Source organism: Anaerotignum lactatifermentans DSM 14214, from assembly GCF_900142265.1.
GTDB lineage: Bacteria > Bacillota > Clostridia > Lachnospirales > Anaerotignaceae > Anaerotignum > Anaerotignum lactatifermentans.
The window spans coordinates 31,351-47,433 of sequence record NZ_FRAH01000023.1; the positions used below are offsets into that span (position 1 = coordinate 31,351).

Below are 16,083 nucleotides of genomic sequence, written 5' to 3' on the forward strand. Positions count from 1 at the left end.
TGTACTACTCATTTACTACTTTTGGTTGCATTTTCATGCTGGTAAATGCCAGCTTTTGCAATGTATCTTCCAAACGGGAAATGCCAATAAAGCCCTAAAATACAGGCTATACCGACATTTACCAGCTTATGAAAAGATAATCAGAAATTTAGTGAGTTTTTAGAAAAGTAAAAGATACATCCTACGATAATCACAGCGTTTCCTGCCAATACCCAGCAGAGGATTTCTGCATACTGGGGTGCCACAAAGCCACAGACCAGAATGAGAGCGAATAGGAAAACAAGAGAAAGCATAGCATAGGCACTGTATGCTTGTTTTTCAATGAAGATATTTCGTTCATCCATAACGGCAACTTCGGCTTTTGCCCATTTTTCCTTGTTGTGAAAGAGTGTTTTATTGCGGATAAATGTGACAATACAACAGATGGCGCCGGAAATGCCCAGAGAAGAAAAAGGGGAATCATTGAGGACACCCATTTTTGCAAGGATATAAACAGCAGAAAAGATTACAAACATTACGCCAGAAGCAATAAGATTCTGTTTCACGGTTTGTTCAAATTTTTTATTTTTCATGGAAATAACCTCCTTTATTCACAGGAATTGCGAATGTTGCAGTAAATGGCAGCCAAAAACAGCAGTGCCACATCTGCCAGCATCAGCAGCAGGAAAGGAATCAAAAGTTCTGGTTTCCACAAAGCAGCCCAAAGGGTTGCCACATAAAGCAGAACCAATGAAAACAGACTATGCAGGCTGTAAATCTGCTTTTGAATGAAAATATTTCGTTCGTCATAGATGCGGATTTCTTCTTTTTTCCGCAGGGATTCATTTTTTAGAAGCCGGATGGACTTGATAATATGGATAAAGCCAATGGCAATGAGTCCGCCGCCGGTGCCTGCACAGTAGGTGAGGGGATAACCGGAAGAAACTTTACCGCTAAAAGCAGCTACGCAAGCCAATATGCCTAAACAAATCCAGAGAAAGCCGCAGGTAAGCTGTATTTTGAGTTTCTTTTCAAATTTCATGATTCATCCTCCTCCTCGAACAAAAAGACTTCTTCAATGGTCATGCCAAAAAACTTGGCGATTTTATGGGCAAGGAGGAGAGAGGCGGTGTATTTGCCCACTTCCAGAGAAGTGATGGTCTGGCGGGTAACCCCTACATGGATTGCCAGTTCCTCCTGTGATAATTTGCGCTGTTTTCTAAGCTCTTGGATGCGTGTTTTCATAGGTACCTCCTTTGCAAAGTTTGCTTTGCAATTTTAGTATAGTTTACTTTGCAAAAAATGTCAAGCAAACTTTGCAAAAGAGAGAATATATTTTTTGGAAAGAACGGGCAAGCCTTGATTTGACTTGCCGCGGAAAGTCTGGTATCATACCATAGGGAAGGAATCCGATACAGAAAGGAATTGAATACATGAATAACTATTTATTGGCATTTCTTTGGAGCATTCCAGGGCTGTTGGTAGCCACTACCATGCATGAATTTGTCAGAGCGTTGGCATCTTCCGCCATGGGGGACAACTTACCCAAAAGTCAGGGAAGACTGACACTGAATCCTTTGAAACATTTTGAACCCATCGGGTTTTTGCTGCTGTTTTACACAGGCGGCTTCGGCTGGGGGAAACCTGTGGAAACCAGTGGGCTGTACTACAAAAACAGAAAACGGGATACTTTGCTGGTAGCTATTTTGCCCTCTGTGGTGAATCTGCTGCTGGGTATGGTATTTTTGGGCGTATATGTGAATTTTGGCGGCAATGTCAATCATCACGTGGCAAATATCCTGAATTATCTTTGCTTTTACAATGTAGGTATTGCGGTATACAACATTCTGCCCGTATCTCCCATGGACTGCGTGAAGGTGCTTTCTGTGGTATTGCCCGCAAATAAATATTTCAGCTATTTGCAGTATGAAAAAATGATTCAGATGATTTTTCTGTTCCTGCTGTTTTTGGGCTTCTTCGGAAACATTTTCGGAAACATCACTTATGGTGTCATTCAGTTTTTGGGGCATCTGTTCTTTATTCTGTAAGGAAGTGAAGCTATGGAGCAAGTGACCATACGGCTGGATGCCTTTGAAGGTCCTATGGACCTTTTGTATCATCTGATTGAGAAAAATGAAATTGATATTTACGATATTCCCATTGCTTCTTTGACAGACCAGTACCTTGCCTATCTGGATGCGGCAGAGGACCGCAACATGGATGGCATGAGTGAATTTTTGGTGATGGCGGCAACTCTTTTGGAAATCAAAAGCAAGCTGTTGTTGCCGAAACCTAAGAAAGAAGCAGAGGAAGAAGGACCAGACCCCCGTGCGGAACTGGTGGAACGTCTGCTGGAATATAAGAAGATCAAGGGCGTAACGGCAGAATGGAAGGCAAGGGCGGAAGAAGCTGCCAGACTGCTGTATAAGCCTGCGGATAAGGCAATTGCCAAACTGCGCCGGGAAGAAGATCAGCCCTTGGAAGACTTTCTCATGGGCGTGACCATGGAGGATTTGTATCTGGCTTTTCAGGAAGTCATGCAGCGAAAGGAATCTAAGGTTGACCATGTCCGTAGCTCTTTCCGTGCGGTGAAACGGGATTTGTTCACCATTCAGGATAAAATGGACTATATTCGGGACTTGCTGATTTTGCAGCCACAGATTACGTTTTTCGGCATATTCCGCAGAAAATCCAGAAAAATGGAAAAAGTCGTAACATTTTTGGCATTGCTGGAGCTGATCAAACGGAAAGAAGTGCAGATTACCCAGCAGGGAACATTTTCGGAAATTTACATCCGCAGTTATGAGGAAAGGGATGCAGTATGAGATTGGCACAGTTGGAAGCTGTGGTGGAATCCCTCCTGTTTATTTCGGGAGAAGCGGTGCCCCTGACAGCCATTGCCCAGACAATTGAAATGGATAAAGCCACTGCCAGAGCCATTGTGCAGTCTTTGGCGGATAAATACGAAGCGGAGCAGCGAGGTATCCGCATTGTAGAGATCAACGGCTCTTACCAGATGTGTACAGCAGCAGAATGTTTCACTTATATTCGCAGCATGTATAAAAGCCCCCAGCGGCAGGGATTGACACAGTCTTTGTTGGAAACGCTGGCGATCATTGCCTATAAACAGCCCATTACCAAAGGGCAGATTGAGGAAATTCGCGGCGTTAGTGCGGAACATGCGGTCAGCAAACTGGTGGAAAAGAAGCTGGTCTGCGAGGTGGGGAGATTGGATGCGCCGGGCAAACCCATCCTCTTTGGCACCACAGAGGACTTCCTGCGGTATTTTGGCTTTAAGTCTGTATCAGAACTGCCGCCGCTGGAAGATGACACCGGGCTGGCAGAGCAGGAAGAAACAGAAGAACAAACGGAAATTTAAAAAGAGAACCGACAGAGAGGAATCTGTCGGTTTTTTGATTGTAAAAGCAGGAAGTATTTGCTAATCTGAAGGTAGGAGGCATAGTTTTCTATACAAAAAAGGGGGAAGAAAAGATGAAAAGTATCAAATGGATGTTATTTGGAATTACGTTATTGTTGGTTACTTTTTTGATTCGTTGTATGCTGGAGGATGCGCTGTATACAGATTTTATTGGCATTTTTGGGGCAATCATTGTGATTTATGGCATGTGTAAAAATGAAAAACAGTAACGAAAAACAAAAGGAGCCTGATTTTAGGGGCATCTTCATAAGAAAACAAAGAAAACTAAAATCTTTATCATAACAAAGGATTTTAGTTTTCTTATTTTTTATTAAGATTTTTTGTTATGTTTTCTTATGAAGACAGCCGTCGCAATTCCCCTTAAGAAATCAGGGAAAAGAAAAAACAATGTTTTCTTAAGGGGAAGTTGCTTTTGCAAGGTTCCTTTTTCTATGGATACCCTTTTCCCAAAAAGCATACAATGATGGGGGAGGGGTACACATGAAAAAATTTTTGAGTTTTTGTGTGGCGCTGCTGTTGTGTGGGCAAACAGTATTGGCAGCAGAACCAAATGTGGCGGCGCAGGGAGCGGCGCTCATTGACGGAGAAACAGGGCGGCTGTTATGGGGAAAAAATGCAGAAAGTCCTATGGAAATGGCAAGCACCACGAAAATTATGACTGCCATACTGGTATTGGAAAAAGCAGACCCAAAAGAAGTGGTGACCATCAGCGCAAATGCCGCTAAACAGCCGGATGTGCAAATGGGGCTGAAAGAAGGAGAACAGTGGTATGTGGGGGACTTGCTGCGCGCTATGATGCTGAAATCTTATAATGATGCGGCAGTGGCATTGGCGGAGCATGTCAGCGGTTCTGTGGAAGCCTTTTGTATGGAAATGACGGCAAAAGCGGCTTCTATTGGGGCAACGGATACGGTCTTTGGTTCCCCTAATGGTCTGGATAGCCATTTAACCAGAGAACAGCACCATTCCACACCGCTGGATATGGGCATCATTACCGCTTATGCCCTGCAAAATCCTGTTTTTCGAGAAATTGCTGTGTTGCCCAGTCATACCTTTGCGGATGTTTCCGGCAAGAACGTACATACGGCAGTGAATACAGACCGCTTTTTGCAGATGTATTCCGGTGTTCTTGGGGTGAAAACGGGATATACCAATAAAGCTGGACATTGTTTCGTGGGGGCGGCAGAGCAGGAGGATATGATTCTTGTCAGTGTGGTATTGGCAAGTGGATGGGGTAATACAGGCAAGGAAGCCAAGTGGACAGATACAAAAAAACTCATGGATTATGGCTTTGCTACCTATGAGAAACAGGAAATCGCACAAGCTGGAGAAAATATGGGAGAGATTGCGGTGACCCGCTCTCCGGTGAAGGAAATCACGGCAGGTCTTGCGGAAGGATACAGTGGGGTGTTTTCAGAAGATGAGGTTTCCCGTTTGCAGTGGCAGGCGGAATTGCCAGAAACATTGGAAGCACCCATAGAACAGGGAGAACAGATTGGGACAGCTACTTTGAAATTGGATGGAGAAACCATTGTGGAAATTCCATTGACAGCACAATCAGAGGCACCAGCCTATACACTTTCACAGCAGTACCGCAGATTGCTTTCTGTTTGGTTTGACTGGATAGAATTTTTGCCGGAAATGTGATTTTTCTTTGACTTTCCGCTCTTTCTCCTGTATACTGATGGGACGAAAAGGACGGAGGAGAAGCCATGGAAGAAAGATTGCAGAAATTTTTGGCGGAGGCAGGCATTGCTTCCCGCAGAAAATCAGAAGAACTCATTGCCGCAGGTCGTGTGCAGGTAAACGGACAGGTGGTACGGGAACTGGGCGTCAAAATCGACCCGGCAAAAGATAAAGTATTATTCGATAATAAGCCTGTAAAAGCGCAGGAAACAAAGAAAGTATATATCATGCTCCATAAGCCCGAAGGCTATGTGACAACAGCGAAAGAGCAGTTTGGACGTCCGGCGGTGCTGGATTTGGTGCAGGGCGTAAAGGAACGTATTTTCCCTGTAGGACGATTGGACTATGATACATCCGGTCTGCTGCTTTTGACAAGCGACGGCGATCTGACTTATAAGCTGACACATCCCAAACACGATGTAGATAAAACCTATATTGCAAAGCTTTATGGTGTGCCTGACGAAGGCGCTTTGCAGAAATTCCGCAGAGGTGTTGTCATCGACGGTAGAAAAACCAGACCCGCAAAAATTCAGATTCTGGAAAAGGAAAAAGATATGCGGTTCTGCACAGCGGAAATCATCATCCACGAAGGCAAAAACCGTCAGGTCAGAAAAATGTGCGAAGCCATCAAACATCCCGTTGCACAGCTGAAACGTGTGGCAACAGGAGAATTGACACTGGGTGATCTGCCTAAAGGCAAATATCGCTATCTGACAGAAAGAGAAATCAAATATTTGAAAAAACTGTAAGTAAACAGCCTCGGTTTTGGAAAATCCGGGGCTATTTTTATCAGGATTTGTTTTTTATTTTGAAATCATAGGGATTCTTGGCTTTATGCTTGAAAGTCCAGCGATTTTCCCATATAATTTAAGTTTAGAGTACATCATAAAGGAAGGCTGAATTATGAGCGAACAGAAAACAAGATTTTATCTGATCCGTCACGGGGAAACATTGTGGAACCGTCAGGGACGGTATCAGGGTTCTACAGATATTGAACTGTCCGAAGAAGGACTGGCACAGGCAGAACTGGTGGCAAAGCGTTTCCGTTATTTGCCTTTGGACAAGATTTACGCTTCTCCCCTGAAGCGCGCATTGGTCACAGCCCAGACCATCGGCAGAGAAACAGGCATTACACCCATTGTGGATGAACATTTTAAAGAAATCAACTTTGGTGCGTGGGAAGGCATGAGCATTCCCGAACTGAAAGAAGCCTATGGACAGGCATATATGGATTTCTATGAAAATCCCTTTGCACATCCGTTCCCCGGTGAAGGCTCTTTTGCCAATGTAACAAAACGTGCTGTGGAAGGCTTTGAAGTGGTTCTGGAAGAAAACAGAGGCAAACATGTTGCCATTGTGTCCCACGGCGGCCTGCTTCGTGTTATGCTGGTGGCAATCATGGGCATGGATGTGAATTTCTACCGCAAAACTTGGATGACAAATACATCCATCACCACAGTGGATGTCATGGAAGACGGCAGACGTATCCTCATGACACTCAATGACAAAGCCCATCTGGAAATGGCAGATTTATTCAAAAAAGGGGAATGATTATGGCAAAGATCGCAGTCATCGGCGGCGGCGCCGCAGGGATGCTGGCGGCAGGTCGTGCGGCACAGCGGGGGCATGAAGTCCATTTGTTTGAAAAGAATAATCGTTTAGGCAAGAAAATACTCATTACCGGCAAAGGTCGCTGTAATGTGACAAACGACGGGGATCTGGATGCCTTTCTGGATAACATCCCCGGCAATCCTTATTTCATGTACAGCGCTTTTTACCGTTTTGATAATCAGGCACTGCGTCAGCTTTTGCTGGACATGGGGCTGGAAACAAAAGTGGAACGAGGCAACCGGGTATTTCCTGTGACAGACCGTTCTTTGGATGTGGTACAGGCTTTGGAAAAATATATGCGGCAGAATAAAGTTGCCCTTCATCTGGAAAGTCAGGTGGAACATGTGGTCATGAAAGAGGGCAAAGTCACAGGGATTCGTCTGAAAAACCAGAAAGAATTGCCTTTTGACGCTGTTATTGTGACAACGGGGGGACTTTCTTATCCTAATACAGGCTCTACAGGGGACGGCTACCGCATGGCAAAAGCCGCAGGGCATACAGTCACCAAGCTATATCCTTCTCTGGTTCCTTTGAAAACAGCGGAAAGCTGGTGTCAGGAACTGATGGGTCTGAGCCTCAGAAATATTGCCATTCGTATCTGTAATGAAAAAGGCAAAACCGTTTACGAAGATTTCGGGGAAATGCTCTTTACCCATTTTGGCGTGTCAGGTCCGGTGATTTTGAGTGCCAGCCGCCATATTTTGACAGATACAGAAAAGGGATTCCATCTCTATATTGATTTGAAACCCGCGCTGGATGAAAAACAGCTGGATCATCGTCTGCTGCGGGATTTTGAAAAATACAGCAACAAAGATTTTCGCAACGCTTTAGGGGATTTGCTGCCTCAGAAACTGATTCCTGTGATTATTTCTCTTTCCGGCATTGACCCAGAGAAAAAGGTGAACGGCATCACCAAGGAAGAACGAAAACAGCTGCTGCATTTGCTGAAAGCACTGCCTTTGACCATTATCGGTGTGACAGGGTATAACGAAGCTGTTGTCACCAGCGGCGGTATTTGTGTGGATGAGATTGATCCTTCCACCATGGAAAGCAAACTGGTGAAAAACCTGTATTTTGCAGGGGAAGTGTTGGACGTGGACGCATATACAGGGGGATTCAATTTGCAGATTGCTTTCTCTACAGGCTATACGGCTGGGGACAGCGTTTGCGAGGAAGTATAAGGAGGCAGAACAACATGAAAAAATTTGCAGTGGCAGTGGATGGACCCGCAGGCTCCGGCAAAAGCACTGTAGCAAAGGAAATTGCGAAGGCATTAGGCATTTTATATATCGACACAGGCGCTATGTATCGCACTGTCGGCATGGCTTGTCTGAAAAAAGGCATCAATCCTGCCGATGAAGATGCTGTTGTGGCTTCTCTGGACAGTCTGGATATGAAGATTTTCCCGGAGGCGGGCGGACAGCGCATTCTGCTGGATGGGGAGGATATTACTTCCCGTATCCGTACAGAAGAAATCGGCAAGGCGGCATCCAGTGTAGCGGCTTATCAGAAAGTCCGTGAAAAACTGGTGGAAATCCAGCAGGGACTGGCAAAAGAACAGTCTGTGATCATGGATGGCCGTGACATTGGTACCAAAGTTCTGCCAGATGCAGAAGTGAAGATTTATCTGGATGCCAGTGTGGAAGAGAGAGCGAAACGCCGTGTGGGGGAACTGGAAGCGCAGGGCAAAACTGCTGACTTGGAAACCATCCGGGAAGAAATTGCCCAGCGGGATTATCAGGACATGCACCGGGAAAACAGCCCTCTTTGCCGTGCAGAAGACGCGGTGAATGTGGATACCACAGGGCTGGATATTCCTGCGGTGACAGAGAAACTGCTGGCGCTCATTGCCGAAAAAACAAAATGAGGTGAAAAGATATGTCATTTTATACATTTGCAAGAGGTTTGGTAAAAATCTATTATAAATTTATGTTCCGTATGGATATTCAGGGGGAAGAACATATCCCAACAGAAGGCGGCGTGGTTCTTTGCTGTAACCACATGAGCAATCTGGACCCCACTACCATGGCGGCATTTGTGAAACGTCCCGTGCGGTATATTGCCAAAAAAGAACTGTTTGAAAAAAGATGGTCTGCAAAACTGCTGTCCTCTCTGGGCGCTTTTCCCGTAGACCGCCAGACCACAGATATGAAAGCTCTGAAAACAGCGATCAAATTGCTGAAAAACGGGGAAGCACTGGGGATTTTTGCAGAAGGCACCCGCGTGAAAGAAGGGGAAGCCAAGGCGGCAAAAGCTGGTGTTGCTTTGTTTGCACTGAAAGGGGAAGCACCTATTGTGCCCATCTGTATCAGCAGTAAGTATAAATTCCGTTCCATCGTTCATATCCGTTATGGCGAGCCCATTTATCTGGATGAATACAAGGGGCAGAAAGTGACAACGGAAATGATGGAAGAAATCACGGAAAAAGTCATGGAAAAAGTAAGAGAAATGAGGGTGGAAGTATGAGCAATATTCGCGTGGCAGAATCCGCAGGTTTTTGTTTTGGCGTAAAACGTGCCATTGAAATGGCATATGAAGCCATTGGCGTGGAACCAAAGCTATATTCCTATGGACAGCTGATTCATAATAAAACCGTAACAGACGACTTGGCATCCAAAGGATTGGAAATCGTAGAAAATTTGGATGGACTGACAGAAGGTACTCTCTTGATCCGTTCCCATGGCGTTGGCAAAGCTTTGTATGATGAAGCGGAAGCAAAGGGGCTGAAAATTCTGGATGGCACCTGCCCTTTTGTGAAAAAAATCCATAATATCGTTCATGATAAACTGGCAGAAGGTCTGGGCATCATCATCGTTGGTGACGGCACTCATCCTGAAGTTATCGGCATCAATGGCTGGTGCGAAAATGCCGCAGTGATTCTGGAAGATGAAGAAGCGGCAAAAACAAAGGAAATCCCTGAAAAAGAAAAATACGCCGTTGTGGTGCAGACCACATTCCGTCAGGCAAAATTCGACAAGATTCTGGAAATTTTGCAGGACAGAGGTGTAAATATGGAAGTCCATAACACCATCTGTTCCGCAACGGAAAAACGGCAGACAGAAGCGGAAGAACTGTCCAAAACCGTAGATAAGATGATTGTCATTGGCGGAAAAAATAGTTCTAACACTCAGAAGCTTGTGGAAATTTGTGCAAAAAATTGTGGAAATACCGTACATATTGAAACAATTTGTGATTTGGTGTTGAATAATTTCGGAAAAGATGATAAAATAGGTATAACTGCAGGTGCGTCTACACCGCCTGCAATAATTAAGGAGGTAGTTGTTACTATGAGCGAAGCATTAGAAAATGCAGTACAAAATTTAGGAGGAAGTGAGGAAGCGACATTCGAACAGATGTTAGAAGAATCCCTCGTTACCCTGCACACAGGTGACGTTGTAAAAGGCACTGTTATTCAGGTTGTAAACGAAGAAGTATCCGTGAATCTGGGCTTCAAATCCGATGGTATCATCGCAAGAGGCGAATTCAGCAGTGACCCTACAGTGATTCCCAGCAAAACAGTTCAGCCTGGAGATGAAATCGAAGTATTCGTAGTACGCGTAAACGATGGCGACGGCAATGTTATGCTTTCCAGAAAACGTATCGAAGCTCAGAAGGGCATCGAAGAAATCGAAGCTGCTTACAACGACAAAGCAGTTGTAACAGGTACAGTTACAAACGTTGTAAAAGGCGGTCTGATCGCAGTTGTCAACGGCGTAAACGTATTCATTCCTTCTTCTCAGGTTTCTAATAGATTTATCGAAGACCTGAGCGTATTCAATGGTCAGGAATTGGAATTCAACATTATCGAAGTTGACAGAGTAAAACGTCGTTTCATCGGCGGCAGAAAAGCACTGGTAGAACAGGAAATCGCAGCAAAACGCGCAGCTCTGTTCGAAACAATCCAGGCTGGTTCCAGAGTAAACGGTACAGTAAGCAGACTGACAGATTTCGGCGCATTTGTTGATCTGGGCGGCGTAGACGGTCTGATCCACATTTCCGAAATGAGCTGGGGCAGAATCTCCAACCCCAAAGAAGTTCTGAAAGAAGGTCAGGAAGTAGAAGTATTCGTTCTGGACGTAGATAAAGAAAAAGGCAAAATCAGCCTGTCCCTGAAAGATGCAGACAAGAACCCTTGGAAACTGGCTGCTGAAAAATATGCAGTTGGCTCCATCGTTGAAGGTAAAGTTGTACGTATGGTACCTTTCGGTGCATTCGTTGAACTGGAACCCGGCGTAGACGGTCTGGTACACATCTCTCAGATTGCGAACAAACACGTTGTAAAACCTGAAGATGAACTGAAGGTTGGCGAAATCATCAACGTGAAAGTTCTGGAAGTGAACCCCGAACAGAAGAAAATCAGCCTTTCCAAGAGACAGGCAGATGCTCCTGTAGAAGAAGCTCCCGCAGAAGAAGCAGCTACAGAAGAATAATTTCTGTTTTCTAACCTAAAGACTAGGTCATTTATACAGAATCATTCAAATGGATAGAACATTGTAGTTGCTACAAGGTTTTATCCATTTGTTTTTGTATAGAATTGTGAAAGGAAAGACAAAGGTACAGACCCAAAGGAGGAAACCACATGGACTGGAGAGCGGCATTTAGCAGAGAGCATCAGCCGCAGCCTGCAGAAATGGCAGCATTCATCAACAGCCCACATTGGCAGACGTTGCGCAGCTATATTGAAGAGACTTTTCATATCCAGCCGCAATACGATTACAGCACATGCAGCATGCAGGAAGGTTGGAGCATTAGATATCGCAAAGGCGTGCGTGCCATTTGTTCCATGTATCCCATGGAAGGATATTTTATGTGTATGGTCAGCATCGGACATAAGGAGCTGGCAGAAGCGGAAGAACTGATGAAAGATTGCAGCGAGTATATTCAGCATCTTTTTGAAAAAACTGATTTGTTTAACGGCGGAAAATTGTTGTTGGCAAAGGTACAGGACGAAGAAGTGTTGGAAGATGTGAAGAAATTGATCGAACTGCGTTGCAGAGGAAAGAAAAAGAAAGCATAAAGGAAGGAAAGATGTATTGTGATACGTTTTGAATGTGATTATGCGGAAGGGGCACATCAGAAGATTTTGGAAAATATGATGCGTACCAATCTGGAACAGACAGCAGGCTACAGCGAAGACGTTTACAGCGATCATGCCCGTGAACTCATTCGTCAGGCTTGTGGAAACGATGACCTGGATGTACATTTTTTGGTGGGCGGCACTCAGACAAACTTGACTGTGATTGCGTCCGTACTGCGTCCCCATCAGGGCGTGCTTTGCGCTGTTTCCGGTCATGTGAATGTACATGAAACCGGCGCCATTGAAGCCACAGGACACAAAGTGTTGGCAATGCCCAGTGCGGATGGCAAGATCACTGCGGAACAGGTGCAGGAAGCTTATGATGCCCATTGGCGTGATGAATCCAGAGAACATATTGTGCAGCCCGGCATGGTATATATTTCCCAGCCTACAGAGAATGGGACTCTGTATTCCAAGGCAGAGCTGACAGCCCTGCATGAAACATGCGTGAAATGCGGACTGCCTTTGTATGTGGACGGTGCAAGACTGGGCTATGGCATGGCAGCACCTACCAATGATGTGACACTGAAAGACTTGGCAGAACTGAGTGATATTTTCTATATTGGCGGCACAAAAGTAGGGGCACTCTTTGGCGAAGCAGTTGTGATTGCAAATCCTGCTTATCGTCAGGATTTCCGTTATATCATCAAACAGCGCGGCGGTATGCTGGCAAAAGGCAGACTGCTGGGAATTCAGTTCGAAACCCTTTTCACAGACGGTCTTTATTTCGAAATTTCCAAACACGCTGTGGATCTGGCTATGAAGATCCGCAAGACTTGCGAGGAAAAAGGTTTTGCAATACAGTATGAGTCCTATACCAATCAGCAATTCCCTATTCTGCCCAACGAATTGGTAGTTGAACTGCGGAAGAAATATGCTTTCTATACATGGCAGAAAGTGGATGAAGATCATACCTCTGTTCGTTTCTGCACCAGCTGGGCAACAGATGCGGAAAATGTAGAACAGCTTTTGGCAGATATCCGTGCTTTTGGCGCGTAAGCAACAGCAAGTTGCTTTCCAAAGACAGCAAAATCGGGTACAATCAAGTCACAGAAAGGATGTGGCTGGATGGAAACGAAAGAAGTATTGCTACAATTACGCAAAGCACACGATCTGACACAGGAGGAAATGGCAAAGCATTTGCTGGTTACCAGACAGGCAGTAAGTCGATGGGAAACGGGAGAAACCATTCCAAATGCGGAAACATTGAAACTGATTTCCAAAGAATTTCATGTGTCCATCAACACACTTTTAGGGATGCCGCAAAGACTGTTTTGTCAGTGCTGCGGTATGCCTTTGGATGATGATGGATTGCTCAGTCAGGAAAAGGACGGCAGTTTCAATGAAGACTACTGCAAATGGTGTTATACGGACGGAAAGTTTACCTATACTTCCATGGAGGAACTCATGGATCGCTGTGTCCCTATATTGCAGGAACAGTTTCCGGAAACAACGGAACAGCAGCTAAGGGACATGATGCAAAAACAATTACCTCAACTGAAACATTGGAAAAAATAAAAAAACCAGAGAGAATCTTTTCGATTCTTTCTGGTTTTTTGTGTTTAACCCTGATATACTGTATCGTCTACGTCCAGCGCTTCTACTAGTTTCACTTCGGGGTTCTTCTGCATGAAGTTGTTCAGTGTGTACTGGTTTGCAAAGAGCAGGATAGGACGTTCAAAGTGGTCATATACCAGTGTGCTTCTGGCTACCACATAATCTTTGACATCCTTAGGGGAACCGGGTGCTACCCAACGGGCTACGCTGTAATCCAAAGGTTCCATACGGATTTCAGAGTTGTATTCATTTTTCAGACGATATTCGAATACTTCAAACTGCAGCTGACCTACAGCACCCAGAATAACGTCGTTGAATTCGTTGTGGTATACCTGGATAGCACCTTCCTGTGCCAGCTGCTGTACGCCTTTCTGGAACTGTTTTGCTTTCAGAGAGTTCACAGGATGCACACGGCAGAACAGTTCGGGAGGGAAGGTAGGCAGTGGTTCAAAGAACAGTTTTTCTTTACGGTCGGTGATGGTATCGCCGATCTGATAGTTGCCGCTGTCGTAAATACCGATGATGTCCCCTGCAATGGCTGTTTCTACGGTTTCACGGTCGTTTGCCATCAGATGAGTGGACTGGCTCAGTTTCATCTGTTTGCCTGTACGGGACAGGGTAACGTTCATACCACGGTTGAAGGTACCGGAGCAGATACGCAGGAACGCCAGTCTGTCACGATGGGCAGGGTTCATGTTTGCCTGAATTTTGAAAATAAAACCACTGAAGAATTCGTCTGTGGGTTTTACTTCGCCGGTTGTGGTTTTTCTGGGACCGGGAGCGGGAGACCATTCCAGGAAATGTTTCAGGAATGGTGTGATACCGAAGTCAGCCAGAGCGGAACCGAAGAATACGGGAGAAAGTTTCCCTTCTTTGATTGCCTGCAGGTCAAAGGGGTTGCCTGCGCCGTCCAGCAGTTCCATTTCACCACGGAGAATATCCAGGTTGGCATCGGAAATAACGCCTTCCAGTGTATCACCGAATACGCCGTTGGCACCCAGCTCTACAACGCCGTCTTTCTGTTTGTAGAGATATACTTTGTTTTCCAGACGGTCATAGATGCCTTCAAATGTCAAACCGTTGCCGATGGGCCATGTCACGGCTGTGGAGGGTAGTCCCAGCGCGTCTTCCAGGTCAGCCATACAATCCAAGGGATCTTTGGACTGACGGTCTAATTTGTTGATGAATGTAAAGATAGGGATTTCACGCATACTGCAAACTTTGAACAGCTTTACAGTCTGTGCTTCCACACCTTTTGCCGCGTCGATGACCATGACAGCACTGTCTACAGATGTCAGAATACGGTAAGTGTCTTCGCCGAAGTCGTTATGACCGGGTGTATCCATGATGGATACCACTTTACCGTCATACTCGAACTGCATAACAGAAGAAGTAACGGAAATCCCTCTCTGTTTTTCGATTTCCATCCAGTCACTTTTCGCGAATTTTGCATTTCTTCTTGCTTTTACGGTGCCGGCTTCTCGAATAGCGCCGCCGTGAAGCAGCAGTTTTTCTGTCAGTGTGGTCTTACCTGCGTCGGGGTGGGAGATGATGCCGAAAATACGCCGTTTTTGAATGGCTTCCAGATTACTCATGTTCATTTTCCTTTCTGTCCAAAATCTATATTGAAAAGTTGTTGCTTTTTGTATCCATAACATTTCTATTTTAACCGAAACCAGACAAAAAGGGAATAAAAAATTGCAGAATTTCATACAAAAAGTAAAAAATGCTGTATCTGATACGAAATACATTGACTGTATAATGTCTTTGGACTACAATAAAGATAAATAAAATACTATGCAAAAATATGGAGGTTATCTATCATGTTCAAAGTAACAAGCACAGACAAAGCACCCGCAGCTATCGGCCCTTACTCTCAGGCTATCGAAGTAAATGGTTTCCTGTTCGCTTCCGGTCAGGTTCCCATCAACCCTGAAGTAGGCGATGTTGTAGCAGAAGGCATCGTTGATCAGACAGAACAGGTTATGAAAAACATCGGCGCTATTCTGGAAGTTAACGGTCTGACATACACAGACGTTGTAAAAACAACATGCTTCCTGGCTGACATGGGCGACTTCGCTACATTCAACGAAGTATACGCTAAATACTTCACAGGCAAACCCGCTCGTTCTTGCGTAGCAGTAAAAACACTGCCTAAGAACGTTCTGTGTGAAGTAGAAATCCTGGCTGTAACAAAGAAATAATTGTTGCATCTGATTTTTGCAAGTGAAAGTGGGACAGGCTTTCCAGTCTGTCCCAACTTTTTTCAAAAAAATTGCAAAAAATTGTTGACATATGTAAAAAATGTAGTAAGATAGAAAAGGTCGTCGAGGCGTGGCTCAGCTTGGTAGAGCGCTACATTAGGGATGTAGAGGTCGCAAGTTCAAATCTTGTCGCCTCGATTAGACAGAACCGAAAATGTCAGAAACGATATTTTCGGTTCTTTTTTGTACGCCGAACAGGTATGACAAAACCCCCAGTTCAACTGGGGGTAGGTAAAAATACTTTAGTATAAGAAAGAAACCTCCTGCGTTATAATGAAAATGGTCTGGCAACCAAAATTATAGAAGCAGGAGGTTTTGTCAATGAATGACATAAGAAGTTTATCACATTCCAAATGGAGATGCAAATATCATATTGTTTTTGCACCTAAATATCGCAGACAGGTGATTTATAAAAAGTTAAAAGCAGATATTGGGAGGATATTAAGAGAATTATGTGAAAGGAAAGGTGT

Annotated in this window: 20 protein-coding genes and 1 tRNA gene; 17 read left to right on the plus strand and 4 right to left on the minus strand. The window is 44.8% G+C overall.

Going from position 1 to position 16,083, the window contains the following annotated elements; translation table 11 throughout:
- Positions 1-140: 140 nt before the first annotated feature.
- From BUB35_RS07840 to BUB35_RS07850, 3 genes are read right to left on the minus strand one after another with little or no spacing between them, the layout of a single operon-like run.
- Positions 141-572 (minus strand): hypothetical protein, encoded by a 432-nt coding sequence (locus tag BUB35_RS07840; protein ID WP_072850688.1) that lies wholly within the window; start codon positions 570-572, stop codon positions 141-143.
- A 14-nt stretch (positions 573-586) separates the two neighbouring features.
- Positions 587-1,021: a hypothetical protein gene (locus BUB35_RS07845; RefSeq protein WP_072850690.1), complete on the minus strand. Its 435-nt coding sequence runs from the start codon at positions 1,019-1,021 to the stop codon at positions 587-589.
- Positions 1,018-1,224 (minus strand): helix-turn-helix transcriptional regulator, encoded by a 207-nt coding sequence (locus BUB35_RS07850; protein WP_072850692.1) that lies wholly within the window; start codon positions 1,222-1,224, stop codon positions 1,018-1,020. Before BUB35_RS07850 ends, BUB35_RS07845 begins: the two co-directional genes overlap by 4 nt.
- A gap of 188 nt (positions 1,225-1,412) precedes the next feature.
- Between BUB35_RS07850 and BUB35_RS07855 the strand changes: the two genes are divergently transcribed.
- From BUB35_RS07855 to BUB35_RS07915, 14 genes are all read left to right on the plus strand, one after another.
- Positions 1,413-2,027, plus strand: a complete 615-nt coding sequence (locus BUB35_RS07855; protein ID WP_072850694.1) for a site-2 protease family protein — start codon at positions 1,413-1,415, stop codon at positions 2,025-2,027.
- A 12-nt stretch (positions 2,028-2,039) separates the two neighbouring features.
- Entirely contained in the window at positions 2,040-2,804 is a 765-nt protein-coding gene (locus BUB35_RS07860; RefSeq protein WP_072850696.1) for a segregation and condensation protein A, read from the plus strand.
- On the plus strand, positions 2,801-3,358 hold the full coding sequence (gene scpB, locus BUB35_RS07865; RefSeq protein ID WP_072850698.1) for an SMC-Scp complex subunit ScpB: 558 nt from the start codon (positions 2,801-2,803) through the stop codon (positions 3,356-3,358). Before BUB35_RS07860 ends, scpB begins: the two co-directional genes overlap by 4 nt.
- A gap of 113 nt (positions 3,359-3,471) precedes the next feature.
- Positions 3,472-3,627: a hypothetical protein gene (locus BUB35_RS19035; RefSeq protein ID WP_159432875.1), complete on the plus strand. Its 156-nt coding sequence runs from the start codon at positions 3,472-3,474 to the stop codon at positions 3,625-3,627.
- 271 nt (positions 3,628-3,898) lie between these two features.
- Entirely contained in the window at positions 3,899-5,065 is a 1,167-nt protein-coding gene (locus BUB35_RS07870) for a D-alanyl-D-alanine carboxypeptidase family protein (RefSeq protein WP_072850700.1), read from the plus strand.
- Positions 5,066-5,130: 65 nt separating this feature from the next.
- Positions 5,131-5,853, plus strand: a complete 723-nt coding sequence (locus BUB35_RS07875; protein ID WP_072850701.1) for a pseudouridine synthase — start codon at positions 5,131-5,133, stop codon at positions 5,851-5,853.
- A 154-nt stretch (positions 5,854-6,007) separates the two neighbouring features.
- Positions 6,008-6,655: a histidine phosphatase family protein gene (locus BUB35_RS07880; protein WP_072850703.1), complete on the plus strand. Its 648-nt coding sequence runs from the start codon at positions 6,008-6,010 to the stop codon at positions 6,653-6,655.
- Between the two features lie 2 nt (positions 6,656-6,657).
- A complete protein-coding gene (locus tag BUB35_RS07885; RefSeq protein WP_072850705.1) occupies positions 6,658-7,896 on the plus strand; it encodes a BaiN/RdsA family NAD(P)/FAD-dependent oxidoreductase in 1,239 nt (412 codons plus the stop codon).
- A 14-nt stretch (positions 7,897-7,910) separates the two neighbouring features.
- The gene (gene cmk / locus BUB35_RS07890) at positions 7,911-8,582 is read left to right on the plus strand and encodes a (d)CMP kinase (RefSeq protein WP_072850707.1); all 672 of its coding nucleotides are present in this window, start codon (positions 7,911-7,913) and stop codon (positions 8,580-8,582) included.
- A gap of 11 nt (positions 8,583-8,593) precedes the next feature.
- Entirely contained in the window at positions 8,594-9,181 is a 588-nt protein-coding gene (locus tag BUB35_RS07895; RefSeq protein ID WP_072850709.1) for a lysophospholipid acyltransferase family protein, read from the plus strand.
- On the plus strand, positions 9,178-11,145 hold the full coding sequence (locus BUB35_RS07900; protein WP_072850711.1) for a bifunctional 4-hydroxy-3-methylbut-2-enyl diphosphate reductase/30S ribosomal protein S1: 1,968 nt from the start codon (positions 9,178-9,180) through the stop codon (positions 11,143-11,145). The genes BUB35_RS07895 and BUB35_RS07900 overlap by 4 nt, the downstream gene beginning before the upstream one ends.
- 149 nt (positions 11,146-11,294) lie before the next feature.
- Positions 11,295-11,732: a DUF3788 domain-containing protein gene (locus tag BUB35_RS07905; RefSeq protein WP_072850713.1), complete on the plus strand. Its 438-nt coding sequence runs from the start codon at positions 11,295-11,297 to the stop codon at positions 11,730-11,732.
- Positions 11,733-11,750: 18 nt separating this feature from the next.
- Entirely contained in the window at positions 11,751-12,791 is a 1,041-nt protein-coding gene (locus BUB35_RS07910; protein ID WP_072850714.1) for a threonine aldolase family protein, read from the plus strand.
- A 69-nt stretch (positions 12,792-12,860) separates the two neighbouring features.
- Positions 12,861-13,310 (plus strand): zinc ribbon domain-containing protein, encoded by a 450-nt coding sequence (locus tag BUB35_RS07915; protein ID WP_072850716.1) that lies wholly within the window; start codon positions 12,861-12,863, stop codon positions 13,308-13,310.
- Positions 13,311-13,354: 44 nt separating this feature from the next.
- Here the strand turns inward: BUB35_RS07915 and BUB35_RS07920 are convergent, their stop codons facing one another.
- Positions 13,355-14,944, minus strand: coding sequence for a peptide chain release factor 3 (locus tag BUB35_RS07920; protein ID WP_072850718.1), 1,590 nt, complete (start codon positions 14,942-14,944; stop codon positions 13,355-13,357).
- A gap of 228 nt (positions 14,945-15,172) precedes the next feature.
- On the opposite strand from BUB35_RS07920, the gene BUB35_RS07925 reads away from it, so the two are divergent.
- From BUB35_RS07925 to BUB35_RS07935, 3 genes are all read left to right on the plus strand, one after another.
- On the plus strand, positions 15,173-15,553 hold the full coding sequence (locus BUB35_RS07925; protein WP_022254595.1) for a RidA family protein: 381 nt from the start codon (positions 15,173-15,175) through the stop codon (positions 15,551-15,553).
- A 124-nt stretch (positions 15,554-15,677) separates the two neighbouring features.
- Positions 15,678-15,751: transfer RNA gene (locus tag BUB35_RS07930), tRNA-Pro, on the plus strand.
- Positions 15,752-15,934: 183 nt separating this feature from the next.
- Positions 15,935-16,083: transposase (locus tag BUB35_RS07935; protein ID WP_200777581.1), on the plus strand; the 149-nt coding region annotated here is incomplete at its 3' end.

Excerpts from the sequence above, each read along its gene's own strand:
- BUB35_RS07855 (WP_072850694.1), top strand. The coding sequence starts at position 1,413 with ATGAATAACTATTTATTGGCATTTCTTTGGAGCATTCCAGGGCTGTTG.
- BUB35_RS07875 (WP_072850701.1), top strand. The coding sequence starts at position 5,131 with ATGGAAGAAAGATTGCAGAAATTTTTGGCGGAGGCAGGCATTGCTTCC.
- scpB (WP_072850698.1), top strand. The coding sequence starts at position 2,801 with ATGAGATTGGCACAGTTGGAAGCTGTGGTGGAATCCCTCCTGTTTATT.
- BUB35_RS19035 (WP_159432875.1), top strand. The coding sequence starts at position 3,472 with ATGAAAAGTATCAAATGGATGTTATTTGGAATTACGTTATTGTTGGTT.
- BUB35_RS07845 (WP_072850690.1), bottom strand. The coding sequence starts at position 1,021 with ATGAAATTTGAAAAGAAACTCAAAATACAGCTTACCTGCGGCTTTCTC.
- BUB35_RS07900 (WP_072850711.1), top strand. The coding sequence starts at position 9,178 with ATGAGCAATATTCGCGTGGCAGAATCCGCAGGTTTTTGTTTTGGCGTA.
- BUB35_RS07895 (WP_072850709.1), top strand. The coding sequence starts at position 8,594 with ATGTCATTTTATACATTTGCAAGAGGTTTGGTAAAAATCTATTATAAA.
- BUB35_RS07920 (WP_072850718.1), bottom strand. The coding sequence starts at position 14,944 with ATGAGTAATCTGGAAGCCATTCAAAAACGGCGTATTTTCGGCATCATC.
- BUB35_RS07860 (WP_072850696.1), top strand. The coding sequence starts at position 2,040 with ATGGAGCAAGTGACCATACGGCTGGATGCCTTTGAAGGTCCTATGGAC.
- BUB35_RS07915 (WP_072850716.1), top strand. The coding sequence starts at position 12,861 with ATGGAAACGAAAGAAGTATTGCTACAATTACGCAAAGCACACGATCTG.
- BUB35_RS07925 (WP_022254595.1), top strand. The coding sequence starts at position 15,173 with ATGTTCAAAGTAACAAGCACAGACAAAGCACCCGCAGCTATCGGCCCT.
- BUB35_RS07870 (WP_072850700.1), top strand. The coding sequence starts at position 3,899 with ATGAAAAAATTTTTGAGTTTTTGTGTGGCGCTGCTGTTGTGTGGGCAA.
- cmk (WP_072850707.1), top strand. The coding sequence starts at position 7,911 with ATGAAAAAATTTGCAGTGGCAGTGGATGGACCCGCAGGCTCCGGCAAA.
- BUB35_RS07880 (WP_072850703.1), top strand. The coding sequence starts at position 6,008 with ATGAGCGAACAGAAAACAAGATTTTATCTGATCCGTCACGGGGAAACA.
- BUB35_RS07840 (WP_072850688.1), bottom strand. The coding sequence starts at position 572 with ATGAAAAATAAAAAATTTGAACAAACCGTGAAACAGAATCTTATTGCT.
- BUB35_RS07905 (WP_072850713.1), top strand. The coding sequence starts at position 11,295 with ATGGACTGGAGAGCGGCATTTAGCAGAGAGCATCAGCCGCAGCCTGCA.
- BUB35_RS07885 (WP_072850705.1), top strand. The coding sequence starts at position 6,658 with ATGGCAAAGATCGCAGTCATCGGCGGCGGCGCCGCAGGGATGCTGGCG.
- BUB35_RS07850 (WP_072850692.1), bottom strand. The coding sequence starts at position 1,224 with ATGAAAACACGCATCCAAGAGCTTAGAAAACAGCGCAAATTATCACAG.